At 61.7% G+C, this 14087-nt stretch carries 14 protein-coding genes; 2 read left to right on the top strand and 12 right to left on the bottom strand.

Annotation, left to right across the window (positions count from 1 at the left end; all coding sequences use genetic code 11):
* Position 1 precedes the first annotated feature (1 nt).
* From ABID12_RS11720 to ABID12_RS11690, 7 genes are all read right to left on the bottom strand, one after another.
* Positions 2-1294, bottom strand: a complete 1293-nt coding sequence (locus ABID12_RS11720; protein ID WP_354434436.1) for a TRAP transporter large permease — start codon at positions 1292-1294, stop codon at positions 2-4.
* Positions 1294-1803 (bottom strand): TRAP transporter small permease, encoded by a 510-nt coding sequence (locus tag ABID12_RS11715; protein WP_354434348.1) that lies wholly within the window; start codon positions 1801-1803, stop codon positions 1294-1296. Before ABID12_RS11715 ends, ABID12_RS11720 begins: the two co-directional genes overlap by 1 nt.
* A gap of 65 nt (positions 1804-1868) precedes the next feature.
* The gene (gene dctP / locus ABID12_RS11710; protein ID WP_354434347.1) at positions 1869-2855 is read right to left on the bottom strand and encodes a TRAP transporter substrate-binding protein DctP; all 987 of its coding nucleotides are present in this window, start codon (positions 2853-2855) and stop codon (positions 1869-1871) included.
* 109 nt (positions 2856-2964) lie between these two features.
* A complete protein-coding gene (locus ABID12_RS11705) occupies positions 2965-3951 on the bottom strand; it encodes a sialic acid TRAP transporter substrate-binding protein SiaP (protein WP_354434346.1) in 987 nt (328 codons plus the stop codon).
* 23 nt (positions 3952-3974) lie between these two features.
* Positions 3975-4859: an SMP-30/gluconolactonase/LRE family protein gene (locus tag ABID12_RS11700; RefSeq protein ID WP_354434345.1), complete on the bottom strand. Its 885-nt coding sequence runs from the start codon at positions 4857-4859 to the stop codon at positions 3975-3977.
* An 11-nt stretch (positions 4860-4870) separates the two neighbouring features.
* Entirely contained in the window at positions 4871-6763 is a 1893-nt protein-coding gene (locus ABID12_RS11695; RefSeq protein WP_354434344.1) for a bifunctional sugar phosphate isomerase/epimerase/4-hydroxyphenylpyruvate dioxygenase family protein, read from the bottom strand.
* A 4-nt stretch (positions 6764-6767) separates the two neighbouring features.
* Entirely contained in the window at positions 6768-7664 is an 897-nt protein-coding gene (locus tag ABID12_RS11690; protein ID WP_354434343.1) for a shikimate dehydrogenase, read from the bottom strand.
* A gap of 160 nt (positions 7665-7824) precedes the next feature.
* Between ABID12_RS11690 and ABID12_RS11685 the strand changes: the two genes are divergently transcribed.
* Complete coding sequence (locus ABID12_RS11685) at positions 7825-9489, top strand: alpha/beta hydrolase fold domain-containing protein (RefSeq protein WP_354434342.1); 1665 nt, start codon at positions 7825-7827, stop codon at positions 9487-9489.
* Positions 9490-9496: 7 nt separating this feature from the next.
* Here ABID12_RS11685 and ABID12_RS11680 read toward each other — a convergent pair whose 3' ends face one another.
* Genes ABID12_RS11680 through pcaD form a run of 5 tightly spaced genes read right to left on the bottom strand, consistent with a single transcriptional unit; the run spans position 9497 to position 13084 of the window.
* Positions 9497-10549, bottom strand: coding sequence for a 3-carboxy-cis,cis-muconate cycloisomerase (locus ABID12_RS11680; RefSeq protein WP_354434341.1), 1053 nt, complete (start codon positions 10547-10549; stop codon positions 9497-9499).
* Positions 10550-10600: 51 nt separating this feature from the next.
* Positions 10601-11200 carry a protocatechuate 3,4-dioxygenase subunit alpha gene (gene pcaG, locus ABID12_RS11675; protein WP_354434340.1) on the bottom strand — a complete coding sequence of 200 codons (600 nt, stop codon included), beginning with the start codon at positions 11198-11200 and terminating at the stop codon, positions 10601-10603.
* Position 11201: 1 nt separating this feature from the next.
* Entirely contained in the window at positions 11202-11936 is a 735-nt protein-coding gene (gene pcaH, locus ABID12_RS11670; protein WP_435528221.1) for a protocatechuate 3,4-dioxygenase subunit beta, read from the bottom strand.
* A complete protein-coding gene (gene pcaC / locus ABID12_RS11665; protein ID WP_106310527.1) occupies positions 11923-12309 on the bottom strand; it encodes a 4-carboxymuconolactone decarboxylase in 387 nt (128 codons plus the stop codon). The genes pcaH and pcaC overlap by 14 nt, the downstream gene beginning before the upstream one ends.
* On the bottom strand, positions 12302-13084 hold the full coding sequence (pcaD, locus tag ABID12_RS11660; RefSeq protein WP_354434338.1) for a 3-oxoadipate enol-lactonase: 783 nt from the start codon (positions 13082-13084) through the stop codon (positions 12302-12304). The genes pcaC and pcaD overlap by 8 nt, the downstream gene beginning before the upstream one ends.
* Before the next feature lie 89 nt (positions 13085-13173).
* Here pcaD and ABID12_RS11655 point away from each other — a divergent pair, with 89 nt between their 5' ends.
* Positions 13174-14082, top strand: coding sequence for a LysR substrate-binding domain-containing protein (locus ABID12_RS11655; RefSeq protein WP_354434337.1), 909 nt, complete (start codon positions 13174-13176; stop codon positions 14080-14082).
* Positions 14083-14087 lie beyond the last annotated feature (5 nt).

The following is a 14087-nucleotide window of genomic DNA, read 5'->3' as shown; positions in this document are numbered from 1 at the left end:
TTTACCCCTTGTAGCCGAACTGGCGCGGCAGCCAGAGCGAGAGATCCGGAAACAGCGTGATCACCAGCAGCGCGGCGATGAGCGCCAGCAGGAACGGCAGGATTTCGCGGATGATGGCATGCAGTGACTTGCCCGATATGTTCGACATCACGAAAAGCAGCAGCCCATAGGGCGGCGTAATCAGCCCCAGCATGATGTTGACCACGCAGACGACGCCGAAATGCACCAGATCGATGCCGAGCGCGTTGGCTGTCGGAATGAACACCGGCACGATCACCAGCAGAACGGTCGTGCCTTCAAGCAGGCAGCCCAGCGCCAGCAGGATGACGTTGACGATCAGCAGGAACATGATCGGCGAGAGATTAAAACCCGAAAGCCAGTTGCTCAGCGTTGTCGGCACATTCTCGATCGTCACCACATAATTGAAGACCAAGGCGCCTGCGATCAGCATACCGATGGAGGCGGTGGTCCGCGCGCTCGACAGCAGTGAATGATAGACCGCGCTTGCGCTGACGCTGTTGTAAAGCAATGCGGAAACGAGAAGGGCATAGAGCGCGGCAATCGCGGCCGCCTCGGTCGGCGTTGTGGCGCCGCCATAAATGCCGCCCAGAAGCACCACCGGCATCATCAGCACCGGGAAGGCCTTGACCACGATGCCCGGCATCTTGCGCATCGGCACCGGCTCTTCCACCGGAAACGACCGGCGACGCGCGCTCGTCAGAACGATGGTGGCCTGCACAATTCCCATCAAAAGTCCCGGAATCATGCCGGCAAGGAACAGGTAGCCGATGGAGGCATCCGAAACCAGCGCATAGATGACCATCGGGATCGATGGCGGAATGATCGGCCCGATCACTGCGGTGGAGGCCGTCAGCGCAGCCGCAAACGCCGGCGGATATTTGCCGTCCGCTGTCATCATCTTCTGCATCATCTTGCCGGTGCCCGCCGCATCGGCAAGCGCGGAACCCGACATGCCGGCGAAAATGATGCTTTGCGCCACATTCACCAGCGCCAGCCCGCCGCGGAAACGGCCGACGAAGGCGTTACAGAAGGCCAGAAGCCGCAGCGTCATGCTGCCGGAATTCATCAGTTCGGCGGCAAGGATGAACAACGGCACGGCCAGCAGGATGTAGCTGGAAAACAGGCCGTTGAGGATCTGCTCGGCGGCCGTGCCCATGTCGAGACCGGCCAGCATCAGATAAAGGATGGACGATGCGATCATCGCGTGACCGACCGGCAGCCCCAGAAGCGCCAGAAGGAGGATCGAGATGATGCAGATTGTGAAGGGATCCATCATTCTTCATGCCCCCCGAGCTCGGCATGCTCGACATACCGGTCCGTCAGCGCGCTCCATAGCAGCCACGCATAACGTATGAGCGTTGCGACGGCGAAGATGATGTAGATCGAATAGACATAGTCATAGGGAATATCGAGATAAGAGGTATCCTGGACCTTCATGAAGGTCACATAGTCCCATACGGCCGGCAGTGAATAGCCGTAGAGAAACAAGAGCGCCACGGCCGCCAGCACCGACATGACGCGCCGGACACGGTGGCCGGCAAGCGCCAGCACGAAGTCGAAGCGGATCTCGTCGGCTTCACGCAGAACGAAGGCCGCGCCCCAAAGCACGAGCCATAGCCACATCAGGATTGTCAGTTCGGACGCGCCGCCGATCGGCAGGTTCAGGAGATAGCGGAACGCTACCTGAACAATGAAGGCGATAAACATGATCGCCAGCATCAACGCAGCGATATTCTCGGCCCTTCTGTGCAGCCATGCACCTATTTGCGTTAGTTGTTGCAAGATATTCTGCCTCAAACGGATCGTACCCGTTTCCGGGTACGATCACTGACGGTTACTGGATAAGTTCAGAGCGCGTTGATGCGATCGAGCATGCCTTCCGGCCAGTCTTTCGACAGATCGGAATCGAGATACATCTGCTGCGCATAGGTGCGGAACGCATCGACATCGGGCGTGTAGATGTTGAGGCCCTGTTCTTCGAAGAATGAAGCCAGTTCGCCCTCACGCGCCAGATGCTGCTCGGTGCTCCAGGCGATCGCCTCGTCCGCGGCCGCCTCGAATGCCTGCCGCTGCTCATCGGTGAAGGAATCCCAGACCTCCTGCGAAATCACCAGAAGATCGTATCCCACCAGATGCGAGGTCATGACAATCTGGTCCATGACTTCGTAGAACTTCATGTTCTCGACGTTGGGCAGCGGATTGTCCTGGCCATCGATCGCCCCGGTCTGGAGACCGGTATAGACCTCGGCATAGGCCATCGGCGTCGGGTTGGCGCCAAGTGCGCGGCCAAGGAACTGCCAGGCATCGCCGCCGGGCATCCTGAGCTTCACGCCAGCCATGTCTTCCGGCGTGTTGATCTCCTTGTCGATCCGCAAACCGACCTGACGCGTGCCGAAATAGGTCGGCCCGAGAATGTGAATGCCAAGCTGATCTTCGGCCAAGGCCTTCATCTCGGCACCGGCATCGCTCTTGAAGAATTCATTCAGATGCGCGGCATCGCGGAACAGATAGGCCGATGTCAGGATGGAAAAGGCCGGCACCTGCGTCGCGATATCCTGCGGCGAGACGTTGCCCATTTCCAGATTGCCGCGCTGGATGGCGATAATCTCGGTGGTCTGCTTGAACAGATTGCCACCATAGTAAAGCTCCAGATCGGCAATATCAGCCACGTTTTCCTGAAGCCGCTTCATCATATCCGCACGGATATCCTGCTCGGAAAACACCGCCGAGAAGCGAAGCTGCGGCTTATCCTCCTGCGCCAGCGCAGGCGTGACAAGTCCAAGAGCCAGTCCAACGGACGCAACAGCGCCCAACAGGTTTCTACGATTGATCATTTCTCTCTCCTCCAGTTTGCACCCTGCGGGTTTCCCGCCGCAGGATGTCCTCATTGTCGCGCGATTATCGCACGCTCCCATGATTTTTCAGGCCCGCGGGCCTTATTCCTCAAAGATTGTTGATCTTTTCCAGCATGCCTTCCGGCCAGTCCTTCGACATGTCCGAATCGAGATACTGCTTCTGCGCGTAGGTACGGAACGCATCGACATCGGGCGTATAGACGTCGAGTCCCTGATCCTTAAAGAACGACACCAGTTCGTCTTCCTGCTCCAGATATTGCGCATTCGACCAGGTAAAGGCCTTGGTCGCGGCATCGCGCAGGGTCTGCTGCTGTTCCTCGCTCAGGCTGTCGAACTTCTTCGCGCTCATGATCAGCATGCCGAAGCCGACATTGTGGCTGGTCAGAACGATCTGGTCCGTCACCTCGTAGAATTTCATCGCCTTGTCGTTGGGAAGCGGATTGTCCTGCCCGTCGATCACGCCCGTCTGCAGGGCGGTGTAAACCTCCGGATAGGGAATCGGAACCGGATTGGCGCCGATCGCCTTGCCGAGGAACTGCCAGCTTTCACCGCCAGGCATGCGCAGCTTGATGCCCGACATATCCTCCGGCGTCATGATCTTCTCGTCACCGACGACATTGACCTGCCGGCGGCCGTAATAGGCGGGCGCCAGGATCTCGATGCCCATTTTATCGCGCGCGAGTTCGCGGAACGTATCGCCGATCTCGCTGTTGAAAATCCGCATCAGGTGATCGGCATCGCGCACGACATAGGCCGCGCCGAGAATATCGAATGCCGGGGCCTGCTCGGCAAAATCCGACGGCGGCAGGATGGCCAGATCCAGATTGCCGCGCTGGACGGCAACCAGTTCCGCGCCCTGCTTGACCAGCGTGCCATTGAAGTGGGCTTTCAGGTTGAAGTCATCGCTGATGTCGTCTGCAAAAATGCCGGTCATCGCCTGCGAGCGCGGCACATCGGCCGATGTGACATCGGAATAAAGCAGATCGATCTTGTCCTGCGCCTGTGCACCGGCCGCCATGGCAACCGTGACGGCAGCCATCAGAGCCAATCGTCGCATTCTTGTATGGATTGTCATTTTTTTCTTCCTCCTGAATATCCCTAGAAACAAAATCGCTGCTCGGCCAGCCCCTGACCGGCACCGGTTATCGCAAAAACGCTGCCTGCAAGCGGTTCCCTGGCAAGCTGCTCTTCGCTTAGAAACTTGAACGCCGTGGTCACGAACAGCGTCTTGTAATCCGGACCGCCAAAACACAGGCAAGTCGGGTTGGTCACCGGCAGGGAAATCCTGCGGTCGATGCGACCATCGGGCGTGTAGCGCACGACAGCGCCGCCAGCGAAGAACGCCTGCCAGAGGCAGCCGTCGGCATCCACGCATGCACCGTCCGGGCGTTCGCCACCGGCCGTATAATCGGCAAACACCGTGCGCGAGACCGGCCGTTCACCGGCATCATCCAGCGTGATCTTCCAGGTCAGATGCCGCCGCGTATCGGTGAAATACATATGCCGCCCGTCGGGATCGAAGGCGATGCCGTTCGAAACGATGACGTCGTCATAAAAGGCGGTAAACGAACCATCCGGGTCGACACGGTAAAGGCTTCCCAGGCCATCTTTCAGCCCGTTATCCATGGTGCCGATCCAGAGTCGGCCGTTGCGGTCGACGCGGCCGTCATTCAGCCGCGTGGCGGGAAAGTTTTCGTCCGGCACGCGGGCAAAGGGTTCGGATGCCCCCGTCTGCGGATCGAGCAGCACCAGATCCAGATCGCGGGCGACAAGGTGCTTGCCGGAGCGGGTGAGCGCCTGACTGCCCAGATAAGTGCAGGGCTGGGCGCGCGAAAACGCCTCGCCGGTCGACGGATCGAGCTGCCAGAACTGCGGATCTTCGATGTCGATCCACACAAGCCGCCGGGTCTGCTCGCACCACAGCGGCGTTTCGCCAAGCCGGGCCTTTACCGTCTGGATACAGTCCACTTCAGGTGTCATCATCCGTGCCCCCGTCATTGCCGTGGCACCGATGCAGGCCGCATCAGCCTGCGCTGGGCTGCGGTGCGGAACGGCGCGTTGACCGCGCCATACCCCGAATACGCACCCTGCCGCTGAACGATCTCGAAGAAAATGCCATCGCCAAACGGCCGGCTGTAAAGCTGGAAATAGGCGCCGTTCTTGTCTTCGTCGTAAAGGATATTGTGGCGTTTGAGACGCTCGACCGTCTCCGGCTCCACCGCCAGCCGCGCCACGAGGTCGTCGTAGTAATTGTCCGGCATCGGCAGGAATGCAAAACCGTTTGCCGCAAGCGCCTCGGCCGTCGCAAAGATGTCATCGGTCTCGAAGGCGACATGCTGCACCGACGAACCGAAACTGTCGGCCACGAACCGGCCGGCAAAGGTCCTGTGGGTTTCGGCGCCGTTCAGGGTCACGCGCAGCGCGCCATCGGGCGACTGAATGGCCTGGCTGCGGACCAGACCGCCGGGATCGACGACGTCGACGGTCGGCGTTTTTTCGGTCTCGAACAGCGACAGGTAGAACAGCGACCATGTCAGCATTTCTTCGTAATTCATCGTCTGGGCAATATGGTCGATCCGCTTCAGCCCCGCGTCACGCGTCGGCGTATCGTCGGAGACCGGGCGGAACTCCTTGTCCCAGACCCCGGCAAGGCCGCTGCTGTCATCGATGAAATGCATCAGCCCGGCGCCGACGCCGCGAATCGCCGGAATGTCCAGTTCTCCGGTTCCCACCGGCTGATGGAACGGCGTGATGCCGAGCGCCTCGGCCCGCGTGACGGTATCGGCGGCGCTTTCCACCTGCAGCCCGATATCGCAGATATTGAGGCCGTGCACGATATGCGCGCTGTGGGCAAAACCTTCACGTTCGGTATTGATGACCACACGGATGTCGCCCTGCTGCCAGAGTTCCACCTGTTTGGAGATGTGCCGCCCTGCCCGCCGGAAACCGAGCGCCGACAGAATGCCGGCCAGTTCCGCGGCTTCCGTCTCGTCGGCGGCAAATTCCACGAAGGAAACGCCGCGCGTCGAAATCCGCGGCGGCATGTCGGGCAGGTTGAAGGCGTTGTCCGGCTCCTGACGGCGAACCTGATCCATGAGGTAGACGAGCGAACGGTGTCCGTCGCGCGCAATCGCACCGGGACTGCCGCCACGGAACTGGTCGTTGAAGACTTCCAGACTCAGCGGCCCGGCATATCCCGTCGCCGCAACCGCGCGCATGAAGGACACGACATCGAGATCGCCCTCGCCCGGCATATTGCGGAAGTGGCGGGACCAGTAGAGCAGGTCCATCTCGATGATCGGCGCATCGGCAAGCTGAACGAAAAAGATGCGGTCGCCGGGAATGCGGCGGATGGTATCGGGATCGATGCCGCGGCCGAGCGTGTGAAAACTGTCGAGAATGAGCCCGATATTCGGATGATCGGCGCGACGCACGACCTCCCAGGCATCGCGATGGTCCCAGACATGCTTGCCCCATGCCAGCGCCTCGAAACCGACGCGCAAGTTCCGCTTTGCCGCCCGTTCGCCGAGTGCTGCGAAGTCATTCGCCATGCGGTCGATCCCGCCGAGCGCTTCCGGGTGGGTCGACGAGCAGACCAGCACCAGATCGGTGCCCAGTTCCTGCATCAGATCGAACTTGCGCTCCATGCGGTCGAAGGCCCGCGCCCGCAGCGGCTCCGGCAGCCCCTCGAAATCGCGGAACGGCTGGAACAGCGTGATCTCCAGCCCGTGATCGCGCACCATGCGCCCGACCTCGCGCGGCGAGGCATCGAAGGCGATGAAATCCTGCTCGAAAATCTCGATGCCATCGAAACCGGCGGCTGCAATGGCCGCCAGCTTTTCAGGCAGATCGCCGGCAATGCAGACGGTGGCGATTGAGGTCTTCATCCCGTCACGCTCCCTTTTCCGGTGTCGCTTTCGCAAGCAGAACCGGCTTCATTTCGGCAATATCGGGTTCCTTGCCGGTAAACAGTTCAAAGGCGCGGACAGCCTGCCAGAGCGCCATGCCGGTGCCCGGCAAAACCGCGCATCCCTTTTCGGTCGCAGCCTTGATCAGTTCCGTCTCCGGCGGGAAATAGACGATATCGGCCACCCAGTGACGCGGCGCGATCAGATGTTTTGGAAGCGGACAGCCCGGCAGTTTTTCCATGCCCACGGGCGAGGCATTGACGATGCCGTCGACATCGGCGGCAATCTCCGTATTTTCAGCGGCCTGAACCCGGTCGGCGCTGAAATGCTGGGCCAGAACGGCGACCAGCGCGTCAGCCTTTTTCCGGTCGGGATCGAAAACGAACAGCCGGCCAATGCCTTCGTCGAGAAGCGCATGTGCAACCGCCCCGCCGGCGCCACCGGCGCCCAGCAGCAATGCCCTCTCGCGCGCGGCATCTTCGGCCAGTCCGCGGCGCAGGCTCTGGGCAAAGCCCCAGCAATCTGTGTTGTGGCCGATGCGCCGGCCATCCTCGAAAACGACCGTATTCACCGCGCCGACCATTTGCGCGTCCTGCGACAATTCATCGAGATGCGGCATCACCGCCTGTTTGAAAGGATAGGTCACGTTTAGGCCGCGATAGCCTTCGGCTTGCAGCAGATCGAGGATCGCGCCGACATCGGAAGGCAGGTCGCGTTCCAGCACGTCGATAAAGTCGTACTGGTAGTCGAGGCCCAGCGCCTTCGCGGCGGCCATATGCATGCCCGGCGTCCGCGAACCACCGATTCCCTGCCCCAGGAGACCGGCCCTGAAGACCTGACCCGAGCCGGCCCGCGCCGAACGTGCCTGTGTGACGACCATGCAGAAACAACCTCCCAAATAATCTCCTGTTCTTGATTTTGTTCAATTCGGTTAATTATGTCAAGGGAATGTTCGGCACGGTTAGTTTTGTTTTGTGGGTCGTGAAATTGCTGTTTATTATGTAGTAGACGCGCATGGGACACGTTCGGGAGGAGAGAACTTGGCGAAGGGCGAAATCAGGGACGAGGCGGATGTGACCGCACGGCGAAGCTGGAAGCAGGATCCGGAGGCCGTACGCGAAAATATCCTGCAGACGGCCCGCGCCGTGTTTGTCGCCCACGGGCTTTCCGGCGCCAAGATGGACGAAATCGCCGCGCGCACCCGCACCTCGAAGCGCATGATCTATTACTATTTCGGCGACAAGGAGGGCCTTTACCGCGCCGTTCTGGAAGATGCCTATGCCCGCATGCGCCGCGCGGAGGACGATCTCGAACTCGAAAGCCTTCATCCGGTGGAGGCCCTGCGGCAGCTGACGGAGTTCACCTTCGACCACCACAGCCGGGAACGCGATTTCGTGCGGCTGGTGATGGTCGAGAACATCCACCAGGGCCGCCACATGTCGAAATCCGAGATGATTGCGGGACAGAACAGCTCCGCCATCCGGCTTCTGGAGGAGATCTACAGGCGCGGCTGCGACGAGGGCCTGTTCCGTTCCGGCCTGACGGCGCTGGAGCTGCATTGGCACATCTCCGCGCTTGCCATCTTCAACGTTTCCAACCGCGCCACCTTCTCGAACATTTTCGGCACAGAACTGTTCGAACCCAAGGGGCAGGACATGCTGCGCCGGCACACCGGCGACATGGTGCTGCGCTTCGTGATGAAGCCGGGGCTTTCGCCCGAGGATGTCGAGCAGCGCCCGCAGACGAAACCGCGCAAGATCGACCCCGGAATCTACCGCTTTATCGAGGTTCTGGAGGCGCAACAGGCCAGCCTTCCCGCCGGCACGACGCTCGAGGCGCGGCGCGTGCTCTACAATTCGATTGCCCGCAATCTGCGGCTGCCCACACCGCCCAATATCGAGACCGATACCGAACACTGGATCGACAGTGACGGCGGCCCCGTGCGCGTGCGCATTTTCCGGCACATGAGCAGCGGCCCGCAACCGGCCCTGATCTATCTGCATGGCGGCGGTTTCTGGCGCGGCAGCCCCGAATCGCACTGGGACACCACGGCCCGCCTTGCCTCCTGGACCCGGCAGACGGTGATTTCCGTGGATTACGCGCTGGCGCCCGAGCATCCTTGTCCGACGGCCTTGGAACAGACGCTTTCGGTCATTGCCTGGGCGCGCGAACAGGCAGATACGCTCGGCATCGATGCGAACCGAATCGCCATCGGCGGCGATGGCGCGGGCGGCAACCTCGCCGCCGTCACGGCGATGACCTGCCGGGACAGGAACATACCGCTTTGCGCCCAGCTGCTGATCTATCCGATCTGCGATTTCGACCTGACCCGGACGTCCTGCAGGCAGAATGCCGAGGGCCCCTTGCTGCGCCCGGATGACGTGGCCGACATGGGCGCCCGCTACTGTCCGGACAAAAAACGGCTGATCTCCGACCCGATGATCACGCCGCTCTCGGCGCCGACGCATGCGGACCTGCCGCCCGCCTTCATCGCGCTTGCCGCCAACGACCCGATGCACGACAGCGGCGCGGCCTACGCCTCGGCGCTGAAGAAGGCGGGCGTTGCGGTGAGCATCGACGAGGGCGAGGGCCTCGCTCACGATTATCTGCGAACCCTGAGCCATTGCCCGCTTGCAGAAGACAGGCTCAGGATCATGAGTGACTGGCTTCATGAGGTCTTCCGGTTTGCCGGTGACGGTGCCTGACACGGTTTCAGTCCGACCCCATCCTCTCGACCTTTCCGCAAAGATCGATGGCGGCACCAAGCCCGCGGCCGGTGGCCAGCGCCATCTGCGGCAGGATCATCCATTCCAGCGACCAGGCCGCGCCCGAGCGCTCCTGTTCATGGACCAGCGCCTGATGCAGGCCGGAAAGCTGGGTGGCGTTGAAGCGGGCAAGGGTGACCAGAAGTTCGGCCAGAACCGGATTGCTCTTGTGCGGCATGGCCGATGACCCGCCGCCGCCAGACAGCGCGATTTCATCGACGCCCTGCTGCGCCATCAGCGCGATATCCTGCCCCATCTTGCCCAGCGTGCCGGAAATCAGCGACAGCACCGCCGCATATTCGCCGATCCCGTCGCGCATGGCATGCCAGGCCTTTTGTGTCGGCTGAAGACCCAGCCTTTCGGCGACATCGGCAACAACGACATCCGCCTTGTCGCCCAATGCGGAACGGTTTCCCGCCGCCCCGCCGATCTGCACCTTTTCGACGCGCGGGCGCAATGCCTTGAGACGCGCGACATGATCGTCAAGCGGCAGCCGCCATGACAGCAGCCGGTTGCCGACCGTGATCGGCACGGCGGCCTGCATGCGCGTTCGCCCGGTCAGCCGGTTCTCGCCGAAACGCCGTTCCAGCGCGGTCATCGCTGCCATCAGCGCATCGAGACGGGCGAGGAAAAGCGCGGTCGTCTCGCGCAGGGTCATCGCCAGCGCCGTATCGATCACGTCCTGCGATGTCGCGCCCTTGTGCACGGCCTCGGCAGGTGCGATCCGGCGGAGCATTTCGACAAGCGCCGGAACCGGTACGCCGTCAGACCCCGTGCCTGCCGCAAGCGCTGACGGCGGCACGTCCGCCTGCTCTATGGCGCTGGCCGCGTTTTCAGCCTGTGCCGCGTCGAAAACCCCGCAGGCGCCCAGCGCCCGGCTCCACGCCGCCTCGAAGGCCAGCATGTGCTGCAACTGGCTTTCAGGCGACCAGATCGCCGCCGTTTCCGTATCGCCGAAAAGGCCGCCAAGCCAGGGATGATCGAAGACTGATGTGTTCACGCATTATGCTCCAAGAGCGCCGGCACAGTATTCCCATGCCGGCGCGACTGATCAGATGTCGAGGAAAACCGTTTCGCCCTCGCCCTGCAAGCGGATATCGAAACGATATTGCCCCTCGCCCGTCTTTTTCGCGATCAGCGTCGGCACCCGGTGCTTCAGTTCAACGGCACTCAGCAGCCGGTCGCCGCTATTGTCCTCGTCATCGAAATAGATGCGGGTGTTGAGGCCGATATTGATGCCGCGCGCCACGATCCAGATCGAGATATGCGGCGCATTATGCGATCCGCCGCGCCCCCTGAAAGCGCCCGGCTTGACGGTGCGGAGCACGAACTCGCCGCTATCGGCATCGGCTGCAAAGCGGCAATGGCCCGAAACAGCGGGATCGGCACCCGGCTGGCCGGGGAAGATACCGGCGGCATCGGTCTGCCAGCTTTCAAGCATCGCATCGCGGATGGCATAACCGGTTCCATCGAGAACGCAGCCGCGAATTTCGATGATCTCGCCTTTCGCGCCATCGGCAATCGCGTGTTCGCCGATCTCCTCGTCGTAGCTTCCGGGATTGCCGGCATAGGTCGGCATGCAGCCGATATGAACGTAGGGGCCGGCAGTCTGCGACGGCGTTTCGGCCAGAATTTCGGGTCTCTTGATCATCTCACAACCCCTCCAGTCTGTTTTCGAACATGGTCTGACGGCGGCCGCGCAGGACGATATCGAACCGGTAGGCCAGGAAATCGAGCGGGCGGGCCATCGACATGTCCAGCGGCGCGACCAGCCGGTCGAGATTGCTGCGTTCCTTGATGGTGTTGGCGATGGGACAGAGATCGATCAGCGGATCGCCTTCGAAATAGAGCTGGGTGATCAGCCGCTGGCCGAAGCTGTGACCATAGATCGAAACATGGATGTGCATCGGCCGCCAGTCATTGCCGCGATTGGGCCAGGGATAGGCGCCGGGGCGAATGGTCAGAAATTCGTAATAGCCGTTCTCATCGGTGAGCGTGCGCCCGCAGCCGCCGAAATTGGGGTCGAGCGGCGCCAGATAGCTATCCTTCTTGTGGCGATAGCGGCCACCGGCATTGGCCTGCCAGATTTCCACCAGCGTTTCGGGAACCGGCTTGCCGCGCTCATCCAGCACATGGCCGAATACGAGGATGCGCTCGCCGATGGCAGGTGCCGCGCCCTTGGTCCAGTTCAGGATCAGGTTGTTGTCGAGCGCACCGAACATGCCGTGGCCGAACATCGGCCCGGTCTCCTCCGACGGGCCGCTTTCAAGCGAGAGCAGCGGCAGCGTCGGCGAACGCGCGACCGACGTCTTGTAGTCCGGCGCATAGGCCGGTGGATGAACCGTGCGGTTTCGCGGGATCAAAGGCCCGAGATCAGTCATCGTCATTCTCCTCCATTTCGGCGTAGGTTGCCTTCGCCAGCTTCAGGGCATGATTGGCGCGCGGCACGCCCGCATAGATCGCCACATGCTGGAATGCCTCGATGACATCCTGCCTGCTGGCGCCGGTGCGTCTGGTGGCGCGGATATGCATGGGTATTTCCTCAAAATTGCCGGTTGCCGCCAGAAGCGCCAGCGTCAGCATAGACCGTTCGCGCCTGGAAATGGCATCGGAGGCCCAGACCGTGCCCCAGGCGCTTTCGGTAATCAGCGTCTGAAAGGCTTCGTCCAGCCCGGTCTTTGCCGCTTCGGCCCGGTCGACATGGGCATCGCCGAGCACGGCGCGGCGGGTTTTCATGCCTTCTGCATAACGCTCAGTCATGGCGGGTCTTCTCCAGAAAGTCGGTGATCAATGCGGCGACGGCCTCCGGCTTTTCGACACAGGGCAGATGCCCGGCATCCTCAACGATATGGAATGTCGCATGGCAGAGCTTTGCGGTTTCGGCCACCAGTTCGGGCGGCGTCGAGCCATCGAGCGCACCGGCAATCGCCATTGCCGGACAGGTAATCTGCGTGCAGCCTTCGGTAAGGTCAGCCGCTGCCAGAGCGTGGCAGCAGGCGATATAGCCTTCAAGCGTCGTGCGCTCGAGCATGTTGCGCCACTGCGATGCCTCGGGACTGCCAAGAAACGCAGGCGAAAACCAGCGCGGCAGAATGCCATCGGAAATCGCTGCAATGCCGCCTTCGCTGAGAGCGGCGATGCGCTCACCCCAGCTTTCCGCCGTGCCGATCTTCGCCGCCGTATCCATCAGCACCAGCGCCTGCGTCAGATCGGGCCGCTTGATTGCGAAGGACTGGGCAATCAACCCGCCGATGGACAGGCCGACAAAGGTCACGTTGCGAAGACCGAGCGTTTCACAGATGGCGATTGTATCGTCGCTCAACATATCGATCGTGTAGGGCCCGGGCGTGAGGTCGGAAAGGCCGTGGCCGCGCTTGTCGTAGCGCACGATCCGCAGATCCGGCGGCAGTTGTGCAACAAGCGCATCGAAAACCCGAAGATCGGTGCCAAGCGAGTTGGCGAACAGAACCACCGGGCCGTCACGCGGCCCCTCGTCACGCACATGAAGTGCAGCATCACCCGAACGGATCATCATGCTCGTTCCTCCTGATTTCTTTTTGCCATAGCCAACCGGCATTAAAAATTATATTTTCCGGAAAAATTCATAACCCCAGGGTTATACATATGTTCGATCCCCGTATTCGCATGCGGCACCTGCACTGCTTTGTCGAAACCGCGCGCCTCGGCTCGCTGAGTGCGGCTGCCCAAACGCTGAATGTCAGCCAGCCCGCCGCTTCGAAGACGATCCGGGAGCTTGAGGATATTCTCGAGGTCGCGCTTTTCGACCGGTCGGGCCGCAGGCTGGCGCTGACCCAGGCGGGCAAGACCTTTCAGCGCTATGTCGGTTCCGCCCTTGTCGAACTCGGCCGCGCGCAGGCGCTGGTCCGCGAACGGCCGGCACGGCGCTCACGCATCGCCGTCGGCGCGCTGCCGACGGCATCCACTGTGCTTTTGCCGCAGGCCGCCCTTTCACTTCGGCAAACAGCACCTGAATGCCTGCTGAGGGTGACGACCGGGCCGAACTGGCTGCTTTTGTCGCAATTGCGCGAAGGCACGCTCGACATGGTGGTCGGGCGCATGGCCGCAGCCCAGTTGATGGAGGGGCTCTCCTTTCGCCAGCTTTATTCCGAGCCGATCATGGCGGTCGTGCGCTCCGGCCACCCTCTCGATGGCAAGGAGGCGGATGGCGTCACACTTGGCCGCTTTCCGCTGATGCTGCCGCCGCCGGGCGCGGTCATCGCCCCGCTGGTGCAGGCCTATCTGCACGGGATCGGGCTTTTCGATCCGCAGCCCGCCTTCGAGAATGTCGGCCTCGCCTTCGGCCGCAAGGTGGTTCTGTCATCCGACACGATCTGGTTTATCTCCGCCGGCGTGGTTCACGACGAGCTTGAAACCGGCCAGCTTTCCGGCATTCGCCTGAACGACGACCTGCTGGGCGGCCCGGTCGGCGTCGCCATGCGCAATAACGCGGTGATGACCGACGAACAACGCTCCCTGCTCTTAGCACTCGTCGAAGCCGCAGGCCGGCAATAACCGAA

Source organism: Martelella mangrovi (assembly GCF_040545495.1).
GTDB lineage: Bacteria > Pseudomonadota > Alphaproteobacteria > Rhizobiales > Rhizobiaceae > Martelella > Martelella mangrovi.
The sequence above is the reverse complement of the archived record's forward strand: the minus strand, read 5'-3'. Positions and strand labels throughout refer to the sequence as shown.

What these genes read in the sequence shown, in the direction of transcription:
- pcaC (WP_106310527.1), bottom strand. Translation starts at nt 12,309, where the DNA reads ATGACTGAGCGTTATGCAGAAGGCATGAAAACCCGCCGCGCCGTGCTC.
- ABID12_RS11705 (WP_354434346.1), bottom strand. Translation starts at nt 3,951, where the DNA reads ATGACAATCCATACAAGAATGCGACGATTGGCTCTGATGGCTGCCGTC.
- dctP (WP_354434347.1), bottom strand. Translation starts at nt 2,855, where the DNA reads ATGATCAATCGTAGAAACCTGTTGGGCGCTGTTGCGTCCGTTGGACTG.
- pcaG (WP_354434340.1), bottom strand. Translation starts at nt 11,200, where the DNA reads ATGATCAAGAGACCCGAAATTCTGGCCGAAACGCCGTCGCAGACTGCC.
- ABID12_RS11655 (WP_354434337.1), top strand. Translation starts at nt 13,174, where the DNA reads ATGTTCGATCCCCGTATTCGCATGCGGCACCTGCACTGCTTTGTCGAA.
- pcaH (WP_435528221.1), bottom strand. Translation starts at nt 11,936, where the DNA reads ATGACGATGACTGATCTCGGGCCTTTGATCCCGCGAAACCGCACGGTT.
- ABID12_RS11700 (WP_354434345.1), bottom strand. Translation starts at nt 4,859, where the DNA reads ATGATGACACCTGAAGTGGACTGTATCCAGACGGTAAAGGCCCGGCTT.
- ABID12_RS11695 (WP_354434344.1), bottom strand. Translation starts at nt 6,763, where the DNA reads ATGAAGACCTCAATCGCCACCGTCTGCATTGCCGGCGATCTGCCTGAA.
- ABID12_RS11720 (WP_354434436.1), bottom strand. Translation starts at nt 1,294, where the DNA reads ATGGATCCCTTCACAATCTGCATCATCTCGATCCTCCTTCTGGCGCTT.
- ABID12_RS11690 (WP_354434343.1), bottom strand. Translation starts at nt 7,664, where the DNA reads ATGGTCGTCACACAGGCACGTTCGGCGCGGGCCGGCTCGGGTCAGGTC.
- pcaD (WP_354434338.1), bottom strand. Translation starts at nt 13,084, where the DNA reads ATGATGATCCGTTCGGGTGATGCTGCACTTCATGTGCGTGACGAGGGG.